Source organism: Burkholderia sp. WP9 (genome assembly GCF_900104795.1).
Classification (GTDB): Bacteria; Pseudomonadota; Gammaproteobacteria; order Burkholderiales; family Burkholderiaceae; genus Paraburkholderia.
Genome location: NZ_FNTG01000001.1, coordinates 1,672,079 through 1,689,529, shown reverse-complemented (window position 1 = coordinate 1,689,529; position 17,451 = coordinate 1,672,079). Strand labels below are relative to the sequence as shown.

The window sequence follows — 17,451 nt, the reverse complement described above, 5'->3', positions numbered from 1 at the left end:
CGTGTGGAAAAACGGGCAGCGCCCGTTGGAGCATGCATTTTAGCGTGCCCTGCAGGTATCGCGCCGGCGTGGTAACGTCAGCGCTTTTCGTTCAACCAAATAACAGGACAAGTTCAATGGAATACCGCAGACTCGGCGACTCCGATGTGCAGGTCAGCCTGATCGGTCTCGGCTCCATGACATGGGGCGAGCAGAACACGGAGCAGGAAGCGCATACGCAGATCGATTACGCACTCGATCACGGCGTCAACCTGATCGACACCGCTGAAATGTACCCGGTGCCGCCGCGTGCCGAGACGCAAGGTTCGACCGAGCGGTTCATCGGCACATGGCTCGCGCAGCATCGCGGCGCACGCGAGAAAATCGTGCTCGCCACCAAGATCGCGGGCCCCGCGCGTCAACCGCATAACCCGCGCCATATTCGTGGCGAAGGCAACCAGTTCGACCGCAAGAATCTGACCGAAGCGCTTAACGACAGCCTGAAGCGCCTTCAAACGGAGTACGTCGATCTGTATCAACTGCACTGGCCGGATCGCAGCACGATGACGTTCGGCCGCCCCGCGTATCCGTGGGTCGACGACGCTTATACGGTGCCGATCGAAGAAACCCTGTCCGTGCTCGCCGAATTCGTCAAGGCGGGCAAGGTGCGCCACATCGGCGTGTCGAACGAAACGCCGTGGGGTGTCGCGCAGTTTCTGCGCGCGGCCGAAAAGCTCGGCTTGCCGCGCATCGTCAGCATTCAGAATCCGTATAGCCTGCTCAATCGCACTTATGAAGCCGGTTTGTCGGAATACGCGCATCGCGACAACATCGGCTTGCTGGCTTATTCGCCGCTGGCCTTCGGCTGGTTGTCGGGCAAGTACGAAGGCGGTGCGCGTCCGGCCGGCGCCCGCATCTCGCTGTTCGAGCGCTTCCAGCGCTACAGCAAGCCGCAAGCGGTGCAGGCCACCACGCGTTACGTGGAACTCGCGAAGCGCCACGGGTTGTCGCCCGCGCAATTCGCGCTCGCGTTCGTCAACAGCCGGCCGTTCGTGACCAGCAATCTGATTGGCGCGACCTCGCTCGATCAGCTGAAGGAAAACATCGCCAGCGTCGACGTGAAACTCTCGCCGGAAGTGCTCGCGCAAATCGATGCGCTGCATGAGTTGCAGCCGAATCCCGCGCCTTGATGCGCGATTACCGGCGCTGCGATTCGAGTCGGGTTTGATGGAACATGCAGTTCCGCCCGAATCGCTGCGTTATCTGGCTGCCCCGGCTAGTTGGCCGGGGCGCTTGCCAATTGATCCGCTTCTGCAATTGCGTCACACCTCGACGCACGCTCAGCGAATCTTCAACTTTGCGCGCACGGCATAAAGCGCGAGCAAACTCGCTACTGCGCAGAACATCAGATAGAAGCCGGGCGCCAGTTTGTTACCGCTTGCGTCGATCAGCCAGGTAATCACGAACGGCGCGAAGCCGCCGAACACCGTCACGCCGATGTTGTAGCTCACCGCCAGGCCAGTCGCGCGCGTCTGCGTCGGGAAGATCTCCGACATCAACGCGGGCAGCGCGCCGAAATACGTCGCCTTCAATACGCCGATCCAGATCAGCGCGAGCAGCATCTTCACGAATGACGGATGCGCGTTCATATAGACGAAGGTCGGATAAACCGTCATCAGCATCAGCACGGCGGCCGCCGCCATGATGCGGATGCGCCCGAGGCTGTCGGACAGGTGACCCGCGAAAGGCGTCAGCACGGTGAGCACGACGCCGGTGGCAAGCGTCGCCGCGAAACCGGTGGAGGCGGGCAGGTGCAATTGCTTGATCGCGTAGGTCGGCATGTACAGGATCATGTAATTGGCCGCCGTCGAAATGACCAGCGAGCCGACCGCGAGCAGCATGCGGACTTTCTGCGTGCCGAACAGGTCGCGCAGAGGCGTGCGGGCTTTCGGCTCCGCATTGAACTCGGCGCCTTCGTCCACGTAACGGCGAATATAGAAACCGACCGGACCAATCGCGAGGCCGAACAGGAAGGGCACGCGCCATCCCCACGATTCGAGTTGCGCCGCGGTGAGCTGGCTTGTCAGCAGCGCGCCGAAGCCGGAGGCGAGCAGCGTCGCCATGCCCTGGCTCGCGAACTGCCAGCTGCCCATGAAGCCGCGTCGCTCGGGAGCATGTTCGACCAGGAATGCCGTGGATGCGCCAAACTCTCCGCCTGCCGAAAAACCTTGAACGAGGCGCGAGAGCATGATGCCGGCAGGCGCCCATAGCCCGATCGCAGCGTACGGCGGCATCACGGCGATCGTCAGGGTGCCGATCATCATCAGCGCGATAGAGAGCAGCAGCGACGCCTTGCGTCCGGCGCGGTCGGCGAGCGAGCCGAGCACGAGTCCGCCGAGCGGCCGGATCAGGTACGAGATGCCGAAGGTGCCGAGTGTGAGCATCAGCGAGATCGCTTCGGTGCGTGCCGGGAAGAACAGCTTCGCGATGGTCACCGCGAAGAAACCGTAGACGACGAGGTCGAACCATTCGAGCGCGTTGCCGATCGACGCCGCGAGAATGATGCGATGGACCTTCGCGGCGGAAGGCCGCGCGGCGCTGGCTTGCAAAGTGGACGTGCTCATCGTGGACGTGCCTCGTGAGATAAACGGATAACGGCGTGCCGGGCCCGAGCGCGTGGATGTCGCTCGGGCTTTGCTCAGGTGCTGCTCGGGTGCTGCTCAGATGCTGCTCAGATGCTCAGATGCTCAGATGCTCAGGCGTCGCTCAGATCGCGCCGCGGGTTGTCGCGCGCGGGGAGTTCTCGCCGAGATCCCAGAAGAGGCCCGCCATGATCTGCAGACCTTCGCGCACGACTGGTCCGAGCAGGTGCTCATTCGGCGCGTGCTGCGAACAGGCCGGGTACGAGTGGGGCACCCACAAGGTCGGCAGGCCGAGCGTATCGGCGAAGACTTCGTTGGGCAGCGTGCCGCCCAGATTCGGCAGCACGGCGGTCTTCTTGCCGGTGGTCTGTTCGAGCGACGCAATCGCCCACGTGACCCACGGATCGTCCGGGTTCAGACGGGTGGCCGGCGCGCCGCGCTCGACTTCGATCTGGACCTCGGAGAAACCGTGCGCATCCAGATGCGTGCGCAGATACCGTTCGAGATTGTCCCAATCGGTGCCGACCACGAAGCGCAGCTGGCAATGCGCGAACGCCGCCGAAGGAATCGCATTGACCGGGTTCTCCGGGTTGCCGGCCTTGAACGCGAGTATTTCGAAGCTGTTCCAGCCGAACACGCGCTCAGGCGCACTCAGGCCGGGCTCGCCCCAGTTGTCGTCGACCGCCGGATCGCCCGGGCCGCCGCCCACCGTGATATCGGCGAGCGCACGGCGCACCGCCTCGGGGATCGGCGGCGGACGCAAACCCTCGACGGCGATCACACCGCGCGCATCGACAAGGCTCGACAACGCATTCGCCAGCACGGTGGCCGGATTGCGCAGCAGACCGCCCCAATTGCCGGAATGATGCGCACCGTCGCGCAGATTCAACGACAGCTTGAAATTCACCGAGCCGCGCGAGCCGAGGAACACGGTAGGGCGGCGCGCGGCGAGACGCGGGCCGTCGGAGGCGATCAGCACGTCGGCGGCGAGTTCTTCACGGTGCGCGCGGCAGATTTCGTCGAGTCCGGGCGAGCCGGTTTCCTCGCCCATCTCGATCAGCAGCTTTGCGTTGAAGCCGAGCTTGCCGCCGCGCGCGGCCAGCACGCTCGCCAGCGCGGCGAGGTTGATGGTGTGCTGACCTTTGTTGTCGGCCGTGCCGCGGCCGAACCAGCGTTCGCCTTCGACGGTCACGGCCCACGGTGTCAGCGGCGCGCGCCACTGGCTGTCGTAGCCGCGCACCACGTCGCCATGTCCATAGATCAGCACGGTCGGCAGGTCGTCGGCCTCGTGGCGGCTCGCGATCAGGAACGGCCCGAAGCCGTCCACCGGGTTCGCGACAATGCGCGTGCTGAAACCGAGGGCCGCCGCTTCGGGCGTGATCTCGTCGGTCAGATACGACAGCAGCGCGGCGGCGCGATCGCTCTCCTGGCTTTCCGTGCGAAAACCAACGCGGCGGTTCAGCGTTTCGAGAAAGGCGCCGGATTCGAAATGGTGTGTGGCGTGCTCGATGGCCTCGGTGCGGCTCATAGGTGTCTCCAATGCGGGCGAATGTGGGGCGGGCGGCGCGTGGTCTCGGGCTCGATCGCGGGGCGATTGCGGATCGATTGCGGGGCGATTGAGACAGGCCACGGTCTGCAGCGTCGAATCGATTCTAGGAGGCCGTTTTTTTTGTCACAATGATCGTCTTTCGAAGCTTGCGTTGCCGAAAAGGCAAAGCTCATTGCAAGCAGTAAAACTGCCGGCGGCCATCGGCCTGGCAGCGCCTACCGTTGAATGAGGCATCACTCATGGCACTTTCGCTGCATGGCATCGCGCTGCGCTATTTCGTCGAAGTCGCGCGCACCGGCTCGATCAGCGACGCGTCCGCACGTCTGCATGTCGCCGTGTCGGCAATCAGCCGCCAGGTGGCGCGACTCGAAGGCGACCTCGGCGTCGCGCTATTCGAGCGGCGGCCGCGCGGCATGGCGCTTTCCGAAGCGGGCGAGCGCCTGCTTGCGTACGCGCAGCGCAGTCTGCTCGAGGCGGAGCATGTGATGAAGGAGATCGGCGGGCTCGAAACCTTGCACGGCAGCATGATCAAGCTGGCCGGTTCGGAAGGATTCGCCGCCGATTTCCTGCCTACCGCGATGGCGGGCTTTCGCGTTCAGTATCCGGGCATCGACTTCACGCTGTCGGTCATGTCACCGGACGCGGCGACCCGCCGGGTGCGCGACGGCGACGCCGATCTTGCGTTGACCTTCAGCCTCGCGCCGGAAAAAGGCGTCAAGGTCGAGCACACGGAGCGCGCGCCGGTGCTGGCGCTGCTGCGCGCCGATCATCCGTTGGCCGCGCGCGCGAAAGTGTCGCTCGCCGACTTGCAGCGCTATCCGCTGGTGCTGCCCGAGCCCGGCACGACGATTCGTCAATTGATCGACATTACCTGTGCGCTCGAAGGCATCCTGCTCGAGCCCGATCTCACCTGCAACAATAGCGGCGCCATGTACCGTTACGCGCAGAAGTCCGGCGCGATCATGTTCACGGGTCTGCTGTCCGTGCGCGACCGTTACGCGGACGACGGCTTCGTCGTGATGCCGCTCACGCATCCGCAAATGCGCCAGCGCAGCATTCAGGTTCAGACCATGGCGGGGCGTGAGTTACCGCCGTCGGTGCGAGCCTTCAGGGACTATCTGATCACGGAAATCGCGGGTGCGAAGCCGGCGCAGGGGACTGCCATGAAGGCCGTTCGAAAGCGAACCACGCCCCCGCGCTGAACGCGCAAAGGCACGGATAGCCCGCCGGGCTTCCAGGCGGCAAGGCTACGTTTGCGGCCGGCCGCGAACGTTAGGGCGAACGTATGGCGTGCGTGCGATAGCGATCCATTCAGCGCCGATTGAAAGGCAAATGTCCCTGCCGGATCACGAATCACGACCTAAACTGTGGTGGACGGGGCCGGCTGAAAGCGCCGGACTGCGCGGCAGGGATTGCTGCAGCGCACACCAGTGGTAGGATTCAGCCCGAAAAATGGAGAGCGGCGCGCGCTCGATGCAGCGCGCCGTCCACAACAGAGCGATAGGAACTCAGGACATCGAATGGCGCAACAAAAAACAAACCCAAAACTTGAGCAGGCGCTGACGCGCGGGGATCTTGCAATCCGTCAGGCGAATTCGGCGCGAGCGACGGCATTGCTGCGCGCGTTGGGCAAGATGATCGTGGAGGCCTCGGCGACGATCGGCGTGGAAGCCTTTACCCTGATTCCCGACGGCGACAAGATCTATGATCCGGCCGACGGGCTGTGGCCGCAGGAATTGCAGATCTCGCTCGACGGTCCGGTGGAAGAAGCCGATCCGGACGAGGTTCGCACGGTTCGACTGATCGCCGATGAGCCGGGCACGATGTTCCGCGTCGAATGGCAGCGTGCCGACGGCAAGATCGGCCGTCAGGACGGCGGGCCGTTCGCCACGGTGGCGTTCATTTCCGACGTGGACATTCCATGGACCGACGACGAGGACTGAGCCGGTCCGGGTCGCGGCAGGCGCTGATACGTTGGGATCGACACTGAGCGACCCGGCCTCGGCGCCTATGGTTATCGAAAGCCGAAGCCTACTTCATCATCCTGCGGCGAAACAGAATCGCCGCCACGACAAACCCGCCTACCGCATACGCCGCCAGCACGGCCACATGCAACAGCGCATGTTCGATTGGACGTCCCAGCATGGCCGGCCGCATCAGGTCGACGGCATGCGCCAGCGGCAACACTTCGGTGACGCCGCGCGCAACGGCGGGCAATTGCGATGCCGGAAAGAACACGCCGGACAGCAACAGCATCGGCGTCAACACCAGCGTCTGGTAAAACATGAAGAAGTCGTACGAAGGCGCGAGCGCTGTGACGACCATGGCGATGCTCGCGAATGCGAGGCCCGTCAGCACGACGACCGGCAAGGCCAGCAGCATCGACGGAAAATTTGCGTAGCCCAGCGCGCCGGCCACCAGCATGATCGCCGCGCCGGACAGCATCGACTTGCTGCCGGCCCAGATCACTTCACCGAGCACGATGTCGCCGAGCGTCAGCGGCGTGTGCATGATCGCCTCCCAGGTGCGCTGCACATGCATGCGCGAGAAGCCCGAATACATCGACTCGAAACTCGCCGACATCATCACGCTCGACGCCACCGTGCCCGCCGCGAGAAAGACGATATACGACACGCCCTCGACATGGCCGACCATCAGCCCCAGCCCGAAACCGAGGCCGAACAGGTAGATCATCGGATCGGCAAGATTGCCGAACATCGAGGCGAGCGCGAGCTTTCTCCACACCAGATAATTGCGGCGCCACACGGCGATCCAGTTGGTTGCGTTCGCGGGAAAAGCGGCGAAGGTTTCCTGTTTCGACGGGGTCTCGCCCGGGGAGTCGTAGGTGCGTGCGTCCATTGCGTATCTCGTGCGGTGTCCCCGAGGGGACGTGCTTCGTCGTTATGGCTGTAGCGCGTTGCGTGCGATGCCGCTATTCACGCTTCTTCACATGCTTCTTCACATGCTTCTTCAGTCCTGCATCTCGCGGCCGGTGAGCCGCAGGAACACGTCTTCCAGATTCGCCGGCCGGTGCAGATAGCGCAGATCCGCGCGCTGCTTGAGTCGCGCATGCACCGGTTGCGCGTCGTTGACGTAGCAGAACAGCGTTTCGCCGCTGATCTCGGTGCGCTCGACGAGCGGCGCCAGTTCATCGCGCAACGCGACCGGATCCGGTCCGAAGATCTCGATCACATCGCAACCGATCTCGGAGGCGATCAATTCGCTCGGCGCGCCTTCGGCGATCTTGCGTCCTTCCTCGATCACGCAAAGCCGGTGGCAGAGCCGTTCGGCTTCTTCCATGAAGTGCGTGGTCAGCAAAATGGTCTTGCCGCTCGCGAGCAACGAGCGCAGCCGCTCCCAGATCAGATGCCGCGCCTGAGGATCGAGGCCGGTGGTCGGTTCGTCCATGATAAGCACGTCGGGATCGTTGACGAGCGCGCGCGCCAGCGTGAGGCGCCGCTTCATGCCGCCGGACAGTTCGCTCACGCGCGCATCCGCCTTGCTCTCCAGACGCGCGAATTCGAGCAGCGAGGGCACCATCGCACGGCATTGCGCGGCGCTCAAACCGAAGTAGCGGCCGAACACCAGCAGGTTCTCGCGCACCGTGAAGTCGGGATCGAGATTGTCGAACTGCGGCACCACGCCGACACGCGCCCGCGCCACGCGCGCGCGGCTGGGGATCGGCTCGCCGCACAGGCGGATCGTGCCCGCATCCGGCGAGGCGATGCCAAGCAGCATGCGCAACGTGGTGGTTTTGCCCGCGCCGTTCGGGCCGAGCAGGCCGAAGCATTCCCCGGCGTTGACATGGAACGACAGTCCGTCGACGACCGTCTTTTCGCCGTAGCTTTTTTTGACCTCGTGAAATTCGATGGCGGCTTCAGGCATGGATCGAACGAGTCTCCGGAACAGACATGGATGATTTTAATGGCCGGGAAGGCCGCCTATTCTAGGGCATCGGCGGCTCGGCGTTGGTGCGCGCCCGACGCTCCCGCACGGGTTTCCCGCACTGCGGCAACGAGCCGCAAGCAACCCTGTTGGCGCGCGCACCTCTTTAGAGCGTGGCTTGTGTGCCGTTACCGCACAGTTAGCGTTTTCCATCCCTTGCAACCTGAATTGCGGCGCACCATGATTCATTCAGATCGCGCGTCCCGCGCGAAGGGAGAAAAATCATGGCGAGCTACCAGAAAATCCTGCTGTGCTACGACGGCTCGCGCGAAGGCCGCAAAGCATTGCGTTGCGGCGCCGATCTGGCGTTGGATCTGAAAGCGGAAACGCACTTGTTGTCGGTCGTCGATATGCGTTCGAGCATTGCGCAAAGCGCGGGCCTGCTGACCGACGTTGCTTGCGGCAGCTTCGAAAAGACCGCCCGCGACATCCTTCAGGAAGGCGTGGACTGGCTCACCGAGCGAGGCGTGAGCGCACAAGGGCATTTCGCGTTCGGCCATCCGATCGACGAGATCGCCAACCTTGCCAATGAATTGCACGTCGACCTGGTTGTGGTTGGCCACCGCTGCCGCACCGGTTTGTCACGTTGGTGGATGGGCGCGGGCAATACGCCGCTGCTCGACCGCGTCTCGTGCAGCATTCTGGTGGCGTGTTCTTCGGCCCAGGAGCAGCAGCAGGCGGCGGCCTGATAGCGGCTGGATAGCGCGGCTGGATATCGCGCCTCGGTACAGCGCTGCCGCGAGCGTGCTCAACGGGCCGGCCGCCTCGGCCCGACGACCCCAGGCGATCACTCGTTCAGGTTGACCGCGGCCAGCTTCCATGTGAAGACACCCTCGCGCTGGAAGATCGCCGAGTAACGCGCGTCGCCGGCGCCGTGCTGGTAGGTGACGACGAACTCGTTGAGGCCGCGATAGCCCGCGGTGGTTTGCGGCGGCTGCGCAGGCGCGGCGTTGGTGTTGCCGTTGCCCGCAGTTCCAACGGCAGGCGCTGCCGGTGCGGGTGAGGCCGCGGCGCCATCCGCCGGCGTGTTCTCGGCGGGCGGTGCGGGCGGCCGTTCGCCCGGATCGCCGCGCGGCGGCATGCCGTTCAGCAATGCCGCCACCCCGTCTGGGGTGGCATAGGCATCCACAAGCGGGCCAATCAACGCGACGCCGATCATCGCGCCAATGGCGGCCAGCGGATTGCCGTTGCTGTGCGCGTCGAGCCGCCGCGTGAGCAGCCCGGCGACCTGCTGCTTCAGGCTCTCGCGCAACGCGGGAAAGTCGACGTATTGATTGACCGTTTGCGTGTCGCGCGCATCGGCGGCGCGTTTGAGATTGTTCAGCGCGAGATACGGTGACGCGTACGCAAACCCGAGCGCCGCGATTAGCACAATCACGATCAGCGTGACGATCAGCGGCCGGGTGGCGCCGCCTTTGATGCGTTTCGAAACTGCCATCGAACGGGACTCTCCATCAGGTGTGATCTAACGTGGACCGCGGCCACACGAAAACGATCCCATGCGATGCGATATCGCCGCCGGCCATACCTTCCATCAAGACTCGAATACCGCCCCGTGGACGTTTGCCTCGTCGGCAATGCAGCGGTCGATCATGCGGCACACAGCGTCCACCGTGCCGACCATGATGAGGCGCGACGGGCCGTGATAGACCCGCACTGGTGCGCGACGGGCCGGTTCGGCCGTATTCAGACCCGAGTTCAGCGACACGCGGGCAAACGCCGGCAACGACGATGGCAGGCACGACACGCTGTCCGGCGCATCGAACAGCGACGGCGTGCTGGCCGTGGACGCCTCGATCAATGAGCAGGGCACCAGCTTGCGAAGATGGCGCAGACGACCGAACTGGCGAAAAGGCAGCAGGCGGGCAAGACGTTCCATGAGACTCTCCAGACGATGCAGCGTTAATGCAGCGTTAATGCGGCGTTGGCGCGGCTTTCTACTCTGTCGAACGGGCAAGAAGGGGCTTGGATCGAAGTGCTGGGAAACAAGCCGCCTGGAACCTGGCCGTTCAGAACTCGCCGGGGCGAATCAGCCCTACGGCGATACCTTCCAGCGCGAATTCCGCACTGCCGGTTTCAACGAAGATGTTTTCGTAATCGGGGTTCTCGGCGATCAACTCGAGCCCGTTCGGCCGGCGCTTCAGGCGCTTGACCGTGACGTCGTCGCCAAGCCGGGCAATGATGATCTGGCCGTCTTTGGCTTCCGTTCTCTTTTGCACCGCGAGCAGGTCGCCGTCGAAGATGCCCGCGTCGCGCATGGACAACCCGCGCACCTTCAGCAGGTAATCGGGCTTGCTCGAAAACAGCGCCGGGTCGCACGCGTAGTGCTGCGAGATATGTTCCTGCGCGAGGATCGGGCTACCCGCGGCCACCCGCCCGATCAGCGGCAGCGACAGTTGCATGATGCTGGCGTGCGGCAACGTGAACTGGTGCGGCGAATCTTCCGGGCCCGCCAGCAGGCGGATGCCGCGCGACGCGCCGGCCGCGAGTTCGATCACGCCCTTGCGGGCGAGCGCCCGCAGATGTTCTTCTGCCGAGTTGGCCGAGCTGAAGCCCAGTTCGGCGGCGATCTCCGCGCGGGTGGGCGGAAAGCCGGTGCGTTCGATAGCCCTGCGGATCAGATCGAAAACCTGCTGCTGTCGTGCGGTGAGTTTGGTCATGGCGCCACTGTATGTATGAACAGGTGACTGTATTTTTATACAGTATTCCGCGCAATTCAAGCTTTACTTTAAGTTCGTGCCGAGGGGTGGCGTTGGAGCGTCGTCAAACGACGCTCCAACGCCCGTTTTCGTGCCGCAACGCCTTATCCAGCTGTCATTACCACTTTTGCGTATTAAAGAATGAAGAAACATTATTTTTAATGATGAAAGCCCTTCGATAGACTGGCCTCCAGTTGCCGTTCATGTGCACGTGACCGCGACGCAAAAAGACACCACACGCTGTTTCAGCGCACAACGCGGAGAAAGTTGACATGAATCACCAAGGTACGGGGCTGGCAGGCAAAACGAAGAAACTCATCGCGGCGCTCGCATTGGGCGCGGCGAGCGCGCTCGGCGTGATGGCGCAGGCGCACGCTGCCGACACGACACTGCTGAACGTGTCATACGACCCGACGCGCGAGCTGTATCAGGACGTCAACCAGGCGTTCGGCAAGGAATGGAAGGCGAAGACCGGCGAGACGATCACCTTCAAGCAGTCGCACGGCGGCTCCGGCGCGCAGGCGCGTTCGGTGCTCGACGGTCTGCAGGCCGACGTCGTGACGCTCGCGCTCGCTTACGACATCGACGCGCTGGCCAACAAGGGCTTGCTGGACAAGGGATGGCAGAAGCGCTTGCCGGATAACGCGTCGCCGTACACGTCGACGATCGTGTTTCTGGTGCGCAAGGGCAACCCGAAGCACATCAAGGATTGGGACGACCTGATCAAGCCGGGTGTGTCGATCGTCACGCCGAATCCGAAGACCTCGGGCGGGGCGCGCTGGAACTACCTCGCGGCATGGGCATACGCCGAGCATCAGCCGGGCGGCAACGATCAGAAGGCCAGGGAATTCGTCGGCAAGCTCTACAAGAACGCCGGCGTGCTCGATTCGGGCGCGCGCGGCGCGACCACCAGCTTCGTGCAACGCGGTATCGGTGACGTGCTGATCGCATGGGAAAACGAAGCCTTCCTGTCGCTGAAGGAGTTCGGACCGGAGAAGTTCGAGATCGTGGTGCCGTCGGTCAGCATTCTGGCCGAGCCGCCGGTTGCGGTGGTGGACAAGGTGGTGGACAAGCACGGCACGCGCAAGCTCGCCGAAGCGTATCTGAACTTCCTGTATAGCGAGCAAGGCCAGGAAATCGCGGCAAAGAACTTCTACCGTCCGCGATCGAACAAGGTGCCGGCCGAGCTGACCGCCAAGTTTCCGAAGCTGAAGCTGTACACGGTCGACGATTCGTTCGGCGGCTGGACCAACGCGCAGAAGACGCACTTTGCCGACGGCGGCGTGTTCGATTCGATCTATCAACCGCAATAACTATCGAGCCGTTGCCTTCACCGGCATAGGCAGCAAAGCGATGCGGCAACGCGTCACTCCGGAGCGCGCCCCAAGGGGCGCGCTTTTGGCCAGCCAGGGCCCGGCGGCCGGAAACACGAGCATCAACCTGAACGAGTAACGAGCATGACGACGTTGACCTTCCGAAAACCGAGCGCCTTGCCCGGTTTTGGCCTGACACTCGGCATCACGGTGGCTTATCTGAGCCTCGTGGTGCTGATTCCGCTTGCGGCGACCTTTCTGAAGACCGCGACGCTCGACTGGAGCCAGTTCGTGCGCGCGGTGAGTTCGCCGCGCGTGCTCGCGTCGTATCGCCTGACGTTCTTCTCCGCGCTCGGCGGCGCGCTGATCAATGCGGTGTTCGGCTTTCTGGTGGCGTGGGTGCTGGTGCGCTACACGTTTCCGTTCAAGCGTATCGTCGACGCCGTGGTCGATCTGCCGTTCGCGCTGCCCACCTCGGTGGCCGGCATTTCGCTTGCGGCCGTGTATGCGGGCAATGGCTGGATCGGACAGTTCCTCGAACCGCTCGGCCTGAAAATCGCGTTCACGCCGGCCGGCGTGCTGGTCGCGCTGACGTTCATCGGTTTGCCGTTCGTCGTGCGCACGGTGCAGCCGGTGCTCGAAGAATTCGAACGCGAACAGGAAGAAGCGGCCGCGTGCCTCGGTGCTTCGCGCTGGCTGACGTTTCGCCGCGTGGTGTTGCCGGCCGTGTTTCCGGCTCTGTTGACGGGCTTCGCGCTGGCTTTCGCGCGCGCGCTCGGCGAGTATGGCTCGGTGATTTTCATTGCCGGCAATGTACCGATGAAGTCGGAAATCACGTCGCTTCTCATCATCACGAAGCTCGAGCAATACGACTACGCGGGCGCTACGGCTATCGCGGTGGTGATGCTGGTCGTGTCGTTCCTGATGCTGCTGCTGATCAACACCTTGCAGTGGTATTTGCAGCGCCGCACGGGCCGCGGCGGCGCGGGCCCTGTGCCGGCCGCCAGTGTGGCGAGCGTTGCCGCAATCGGCGGAGGTGTGCAATGAGCCGGCGAACCGTGAATGACGTATCCGCCGCGAGCGGTGCGAACAACGCCGCTGCTGTGGCCGTGGCGCCGCGCGCGCCGCTCAATGTAGCGCGCCGTCCCGATCCGGTCACCGAACCACCGCTCGTGCGCTGGATTCTGACCGGCATCGCGCTGCTGTTCCTCGCGCTGTTTCTGGTGGTGCCGCTCGTCGCCGTCTTTTATCAGGCGCTCGCCAAAGGTCTTGGTTTCTATCTGGAATCGCTCGCCGACCCGGACGCGCTCTCGGCGATCAAGCTGACCGTGATCACCGCCGCCATCGCCGTGCCGTTGAATCTCGTGTTCGGTCTCGCGGCTTCATGGTGTATCGCCAAGTTCGAATTCCGCGGCAAGGCGCTCCTGACCACGCTGATCGATCTGCCGTTCTCGGTTTCACCGGTGATCTCGGGCTTGATCTACGTGCTGATGTTCGGCGCGCAGGGTTGGTTCGGCCCGTGGCTGCAGGACCACAACATCCAGATCATTTTCGCGGTGCCGGGCATCGTGATGGCGACGATCTTCGTGACGTTCCCGTTCGTCGCGCGTGAGCTGATTCCGTTGATGCAGGCACAAGGCAACGACGAAGAAGAAGCCGCGCATGTGCTCGGCGCGTCGGGCTGGCAGACTTTCCGCCGCGTCACGCTGCCGAACGTCAAATGGGGCCTGCTGTATGGCGTGATTCTGTGTAACGCGCGGGCAATGGGCGAGTTCGGTGCCGTGTCGGTGGTGTCGGGCCATATTCGCGGCCAGACCGACACGATGCCGCTGCACGTCGAAATTCTCTACAACGAATACAACTTCTCGGCGGCGTTCGCCGTGGCGTCGGTGCTGGCGCTGCTCGCGCTCGTGACGCTCGGCCTGAAGCTGCTCGCGGAACGCCATATGTCGGCGGAACTGTCGGCCGCGCGAGATGTGCCCGCGTACGCCGGTCCGGTTACCACGCCGGTGGGCGCAACACCCGCAACCCACACAACGCATGCATCGCAGCAACACCCGCTCAAGCAAGGAGAGCTGTAATGGGTATCACCGTTCGTAACCTGCAGAAGCGCTTCGGCGATTTCGTCGCGCTCGATAACGTCACACTCGACTTTCCGCCGGGTGAGCTGGTCGCGCTGCTCGGGCCGTCGGGTTGTGGCAAGACCACCTTGCTGCGCGTGATTGCCGGGCTCGAATACGCGGACGGCGGCCAGGTCGTGCTGCAAGGCCAGGACGTGGCGACGGTCGGCGCGCGCGAGCGGGAAGTGGGCTTCGTGTTCCAGCATTACGCGCTGTTCCGTCATATGACGGTGTTCGAGAACGTGGCGTTCGGCTTGCGCGTGAAGCCGCGCAAGGAACGTCCCTCGGAAGCGGTGATCCGCGAGAAGGTGCATGAACTGCTGAAGCTCGTGCAACTCGACTGGCTCGCGCAACGCTATCCGTCGGAATTGTCGGGCGGCCAGCGGCAGCGTATCGCGCTCGCGCGCGCGTTGGCGGTCGAACCGAAAGTGCTGCTGCTCGACGAACCGTTCGGCGCGCTGGATGCGAAGGTGCGCAAGGAGTTGCGTAGCTGGCTGCGGCGCCTGCACGACGATCTGCATATCTCGACGATTTTCGTCACGCACGATCAGGAAGAAGCGCTCGAAGTGGCGGACCGTATCGTCGTGCTCAATCGCGGGCACGTGGAGCAGGTGGGCAGTCCGCAGGACGTGTATGACCATCCGCAGACCTCGTTCGTCTACGAGTTTCTCGGCGCCGCGAACCGTCTGCACGGCAAGGTCGACGCGAGCGGTTTCGTGGTCGACGGCGCGGCGCTTCCGGTGTCGATCAAGGCCGATTTCAGCGGTCCGGCCTTCGCTTATGTGCGTCCGCACGATTTGCAGTTGTATCCGCAGGCATCGGGCCACCGCGAAGGCATCGTGGTCGACGTGCGGCGCGTGGTGACCTTGGGCGGCTCGGTGCGCGTGGAACTCGCGGGCCGCGAGGGCAACCTGCTCGAAGCCGAGCTCGATCGGGAAGCGTGGCGCGATCTGCAACTCTCTATCGGCGACGGCGTGACCGCGGTGCCGCGTGCCTTGCGCGTATTCCCGGCGCAATGAGGACAGTGAGCGCGGTGCAGTCAGCCGCGCGGCAACACGACTCGGTGTTTCAATCAAACTCAAATAACTCAACTCTGGACAAACCGGAGACATACAGATGAATTTCCAGCAATTGCGCTTCGTGCGCGAAGCCGTGCGTCAGAACATGAACCTGACCGAGGTGGCGAACGTGCTGTACACCTCGCAGTCAGGCGTGTCGAAACAGATCAAGGATCTCGAAGACGAACTCGGCGTCGACATTTTCATTCGACGCGGCAAGCGTCTGACGGGCCTCACCGAGCCGGGCAAGGCGGTGCATCAGCTGATCGAGCGGATGCTGCTCGACGCCGAGAATCTGCGCCGCGTCGCGCGCCAGTATGCCGATCAGGATAGCGGCCACCTGGTCGTGGCGACCACCCACACGCAGGCGCGTTATGCGTTGCCGAAGGTGATCCGTCAATTCACCGAGGTGTTCCCGAAGGTGCATCTGGCGTTGCGCCAGGGCAGCCCGCAACAGATCGCGCAGATGATCATCAACGGTGAAGCGGACATCGGCATCTCCACCGAAGCGCTCGACCGCTTCCCGGATATCGTCACGTTCCCGTGCTATTCGTGGCATCACGTCGTGGTCGTGCCGAAGGACCATCCGCTGGTGGGCCGGCCGAATCTGACGCTCGACGAGATCGCCGAATTCCCGATCGTCACGTACGACCAGGACTTCACGGGCCGCTCGCATATCGACCAGGCATTCGCGAAAGCGGGGGCGCTGCCCGACGTCGTGCTGACCGCAATCGACGCCGACGTGATCAAGACCTATGTCGAACTCGGCATGGGTATCGGCGTGGTCGCGGCAATGGCCTACGATCCGAAGCGCGACACGGAACTGGTCGCGCTCGACACGCAACATCTGTTCGAAGCGAGCACGACGCGGGTCGGTTTGCGCAAGGGCGCGTTCCTGCGCGCGTATGCCTACCGGTTGATCGAGATGTTCGCGCCGCAGTTGAACGAAGCGGAGATCGCCGCGCAATTGCGAGAAGCGGTTTGATGGATGCGCCGGGTCGGTGAAGGGCCATTTGTTTATCCATGCATGGCGGCGCGCGGCGCATCGCTTACAATCGCCGCCATGAACACTTCGACTTCTTCCTCCGCTACGCCTTCAGACGAAGGCGCCACGCCGCCGTTGCCGCGTATCGCCGTGCTCGCGACCGGCGGCACGATCGCCGGCGCGGCTGCGGACGCCACCAATACGTCCGGCTATCAGGCCGGTGTGGTCGGCGTCGAGCAATTGCTGGCCGTGGTGCCGGCCTTGTCCACGGTGGCGCGCATCGCGCCCGAGCAGATTGCCAGCGTCGATAGCAAGGACATGGCGATGCCGCTGTGGACCACGCTCGCGCAGCGCATCAATACGCTGCTCGCCGACAGCGATATCGACGGTGTGGTGATCACGCACGGCACCGACACGCTCGAAGAAACCGCTTATCTGCTGCATCTGACCGTCAAGTCGGACAAGCCGGTCGTGCTGACGGCGGCCATGCGCCCGGCCTCGGCGCTGTCCGCCGACGGTCCGCTGAATCTGCTGAACGCCGTGACGGTCGCGGCGCACGCGGCGTCGCGCGGGCAGGGCGTGCTGGTGGCCTTCAACAACAAGATTCACAGCGCGCGCGACGTGGTGAAGACGAGCACCTACGCGGTCGATGCATTTCATTCGCCTGAAATCGGCGCACTGGGCTGGGTGCAGGACGGCCGCGTCGAATTCCAGCGCGGCGTGGTGCGTCCGCATACGCTCGCGACCGAATTCGTGATCGGTTCGAAGTGGCCGCATGTGGAGATCGTGGTGAGTTATGCGGGCGTGACGCGGATTGCCGTGGACGCGCTGGTTGCCGCCGGCGTGCGCGGTATCGTCGTGGCGGGCACCGGCAACGGCTCGATTCATACCACGGTGCAACAGGCGCTGGCCGATGCCGCTTCGCAAGGCGTGGCGGTGGTGCGTGCCTCGCGTGTCGGCTCGGGGCATGTGATGCGCAACGGCGCGGCCGCCGACGACGCGCTCGGTTTCGTCAGCGCGGGTTCGCTGAATCCGTACAAGGCGCGCGTGCTGCTGATGCTGGCGCTGGCCGCGGGCGGCACGGGACCGGTGGCGCTGCAGAAGACTTTCGATAAGTATTGATTGATTGTGCGCGGGCGGTCGGGTTCAAAGTCAGAACCG

Annotated in this window: 17 protein-coding genes; 10 read left to right on the top strand and 7 right to left on the bottom strand. The window is 63.8% G+C overall.

Annotated features, from left to right (window positions below):
* Positions 1-116 precede the first annotated feature (116 nt).
* The gene (locus BLW71_RS07570; protein WP_091794621.1) at positions 117-1,169 is read left to right on the top strand and encodes an NADP(H)-dependent aldo-keto reductase; all 1,053 of its coding nucleotides are present in this window, start codon (positions 117-119) and stop codon (positions 1,167-1,169) included.
* 150 nt (positions 1,170-1,319) lie between these two features.
* Here the strand turns inward: BLW71_RS07570 and BLW71_RS07565 are convergent, their stop codons facing one another.
* Positions 1,320-2,603 (bottom strand): MFS transporter, encoded by a 1,284-nt coding sequence (locus BLW71_RS07565; protein WP_091794619.1) that lies wholly within the window; start codon positions 2,601-2,603, stop codon positions 1,320-1,322.
* 142 nt (positions 2,604-2,745) lie between these two features.
* Complete coding sequence (locus BLW71_RS07560; RefSeq protein ID WP_091794618.1) at positions 2,746-4,149, bottom strand: M20 family metallopeptidase; 1,404 nt, start codon at positions 4,147-4,149, stop codon at positions 2,746-2,748.
* A 260-nt stretch (positions 4,150-4,409) separates the two neighbouring features.
* Between BLW71_RS07560 and BLW71_RS07555 the strand changes: the two genes are divergently transcribed.
* Both BLW71_RS07555 and BLW71_RS07550 read left to right on the top strand, forming a co-directional pair.
* Positions 4,410-5,372, top strand: coding sequence for a LysR family transcriptional regulator (locus BLW71_RS07555; RefSeq protein ID WP_091794616.1), 963 nt, complete (start codon positions 4,410-4,412; stop codon positions 5,370-5,372).
* A gap of 318 nt (positions 5,373-5,690) precedes the next feature.
* Complete coding sequence (locus BLW71_RS07550; RefSeq protein WP_091794614.1) at positions 5,691-6,113, top strand: hypothetical protein; 423 nt, start codon at positions 5,691-5,693, stop codon at positions 6,111-6,113.
* Positions 6,114-6,201: 88 nt separating this feature from the next.
* On the opposite strand, the gene BLW71_RS07545 is transcribed toward BLW71_RS07550, so the two are convergent.
* Positions 6,202-7,029, bottom strand: coding sequence for an ABC transporter permease (locus tag BLW71_RS07545; RefSeq protein ID WP_091794612.1), 828 nt, complete (start codon positions 7,027-7,029; stop codon positions 6,202-6,204).
* Positions 7,030-7,140: 111 nt separating this feature from the next.
* Positions 7,141-8,055 (bottom strand): nodulation factor ABC transporter ATP-binding protein NodI, encoded by a 915-nt coding sequence (gene nodI / locus BLW71_RS07540; RefSeq protein WP_091794610.1) that lies wholly within the window; start codon positions 8,053-8,055, stop codon positions 7,141-7,143.
* Positions 8,056-8,339: 284 nt separating this feature from the next.
* Here nodI and BLW71_RS07535 point away from each other — a divergent pair, with 284 nt between their 5' ends.
* Entirely contained in the window at positions 8,340-8,804 is a 465-nt protein-coding gene (locus tag BLW71_RS07535; protein ID WP_091794608.1) for a universal stress protein, read from the top strand.
* Positions 8,805-8,902: 98 nt separating this feature from the next.
* On the opposite strand, the gene BLW71_RS07530 is transcribed toward BLW71_RS07535, so the two are convergent.
* From BLW71_RS07530 to lexA, 3 genes are all read right to left on the bottom strand, one after another.
* Positions 8,903-9,553, bottom strand: coding sequence for a DUF2939 domain-containing protein (locus BLW71_RS07530; protein WP_091794606.1), 651 nt, complete (start codon positions 9,551-9,553; stop codon positions 8,903-8,905).
* A 96-nt stretch (positions 9,554-9,649) separates the two neighbouring features.
* Positions 9,650-9,994: a hypothetical protein gene (locus BLW71_RS07525; protein ID WP_091794604.1), complete on the bottom strand. Its 345-nt coding sequence runs from the start codon at positions 9,992-9,994 to the stop codon at positions 9,650-9,652.
* A 130-nt stretch (positions 9,995-10,124) separates the two neighbouring features.
* Entirely contained in the window at positions 10,125-10,775 is a 651-nt protein-coding gene (gene lexA / locus BLW71_RS07520) for a transcriptional repressor LexA (RefSeq protein WP_091794602.1), read from the bottom strand.
* Positions 10,776-11,086: 311 nt separating this feature from the next.
* On the opposite strand from lexA, the gene BLW71_RS07515 reads away from it, so the two are divergent.
* The 6 genes from BLW71_RS07515 (at position 11,087) to BLW71_RS07490 (ending at position 17,412) form a co-directional block, all read left to right on the top strand.
* Entirely contained in the window at positions 11,087-12,127 is a 1,041-nt protein-coding gene (locus BLW71_RS07515; RefSeq protein WP_091794600.1) for a sulfate ABC transporter substrate-binding protein, read from the top strand.
* 144 nt (positions 12,128-12,271) lie between these two features.
* On the top strand, positions 12,272-13,174 hold the full coding sequence (gene cysT, locus BLW71_RS07510; RefSeq protein WP_091794598.1) for a sulfate ABC transporter permease subunit CysT: 903 nt from the start codon (positions 12,272-12,274) through the stop codon (positions 13,172-13,174).
* A complete protein-coding gene (cysW, locus tag BLW71_RS07505) occupies positions 13,171-14,208 on the top strand; it encodes a sulfate ABC transporter permease subunit CysW (protein WP_091794596.1) in 1,038 nt (345 codons plus the stop codon). Before cysT ends, cysW begins: the two co-directional genes overlap by 4 nt.
* Positions 14,208-15,266, top strand: a complete 1,059-nt coding sequence (locus BLW71_RS07500) for a sulfate/molybdate ABC transporter ATP-binding protein (RefSeq protein WP_091794594.1) — start codon at positions 14,208-14,210, stop codon at positions 15,264-15,266. The genes cysW and BLW71_RS07500 overlap by 1 nt, the downstream gene beginning before the upstream one ends.
* 97 nt (positions 15,267-15,363) lie before the next feature.
* Positions 15,364-16,290, top strand: coding sequence for a CysB family HTH-type transcriptional regulator (locus BLW71_RS07495; protein WP_091794591.1), 927 nt, complete (start codon positions 15,364-15,366; stop codon positions 16,288-16,290).
* Positions 16,291-16,368: 78 nt separating this feature from the next.
* A complete protein-coding gene (locus BLW71_RS07490) occupies positions 16,369-17,412 on the top strand; it encodes an asparaginase (protein WP_091800560.1) in 1,044 nt (347 codons plus the stop codon).
* Positions 17,413-17,451: the final 39 nt, after the last annotated feature.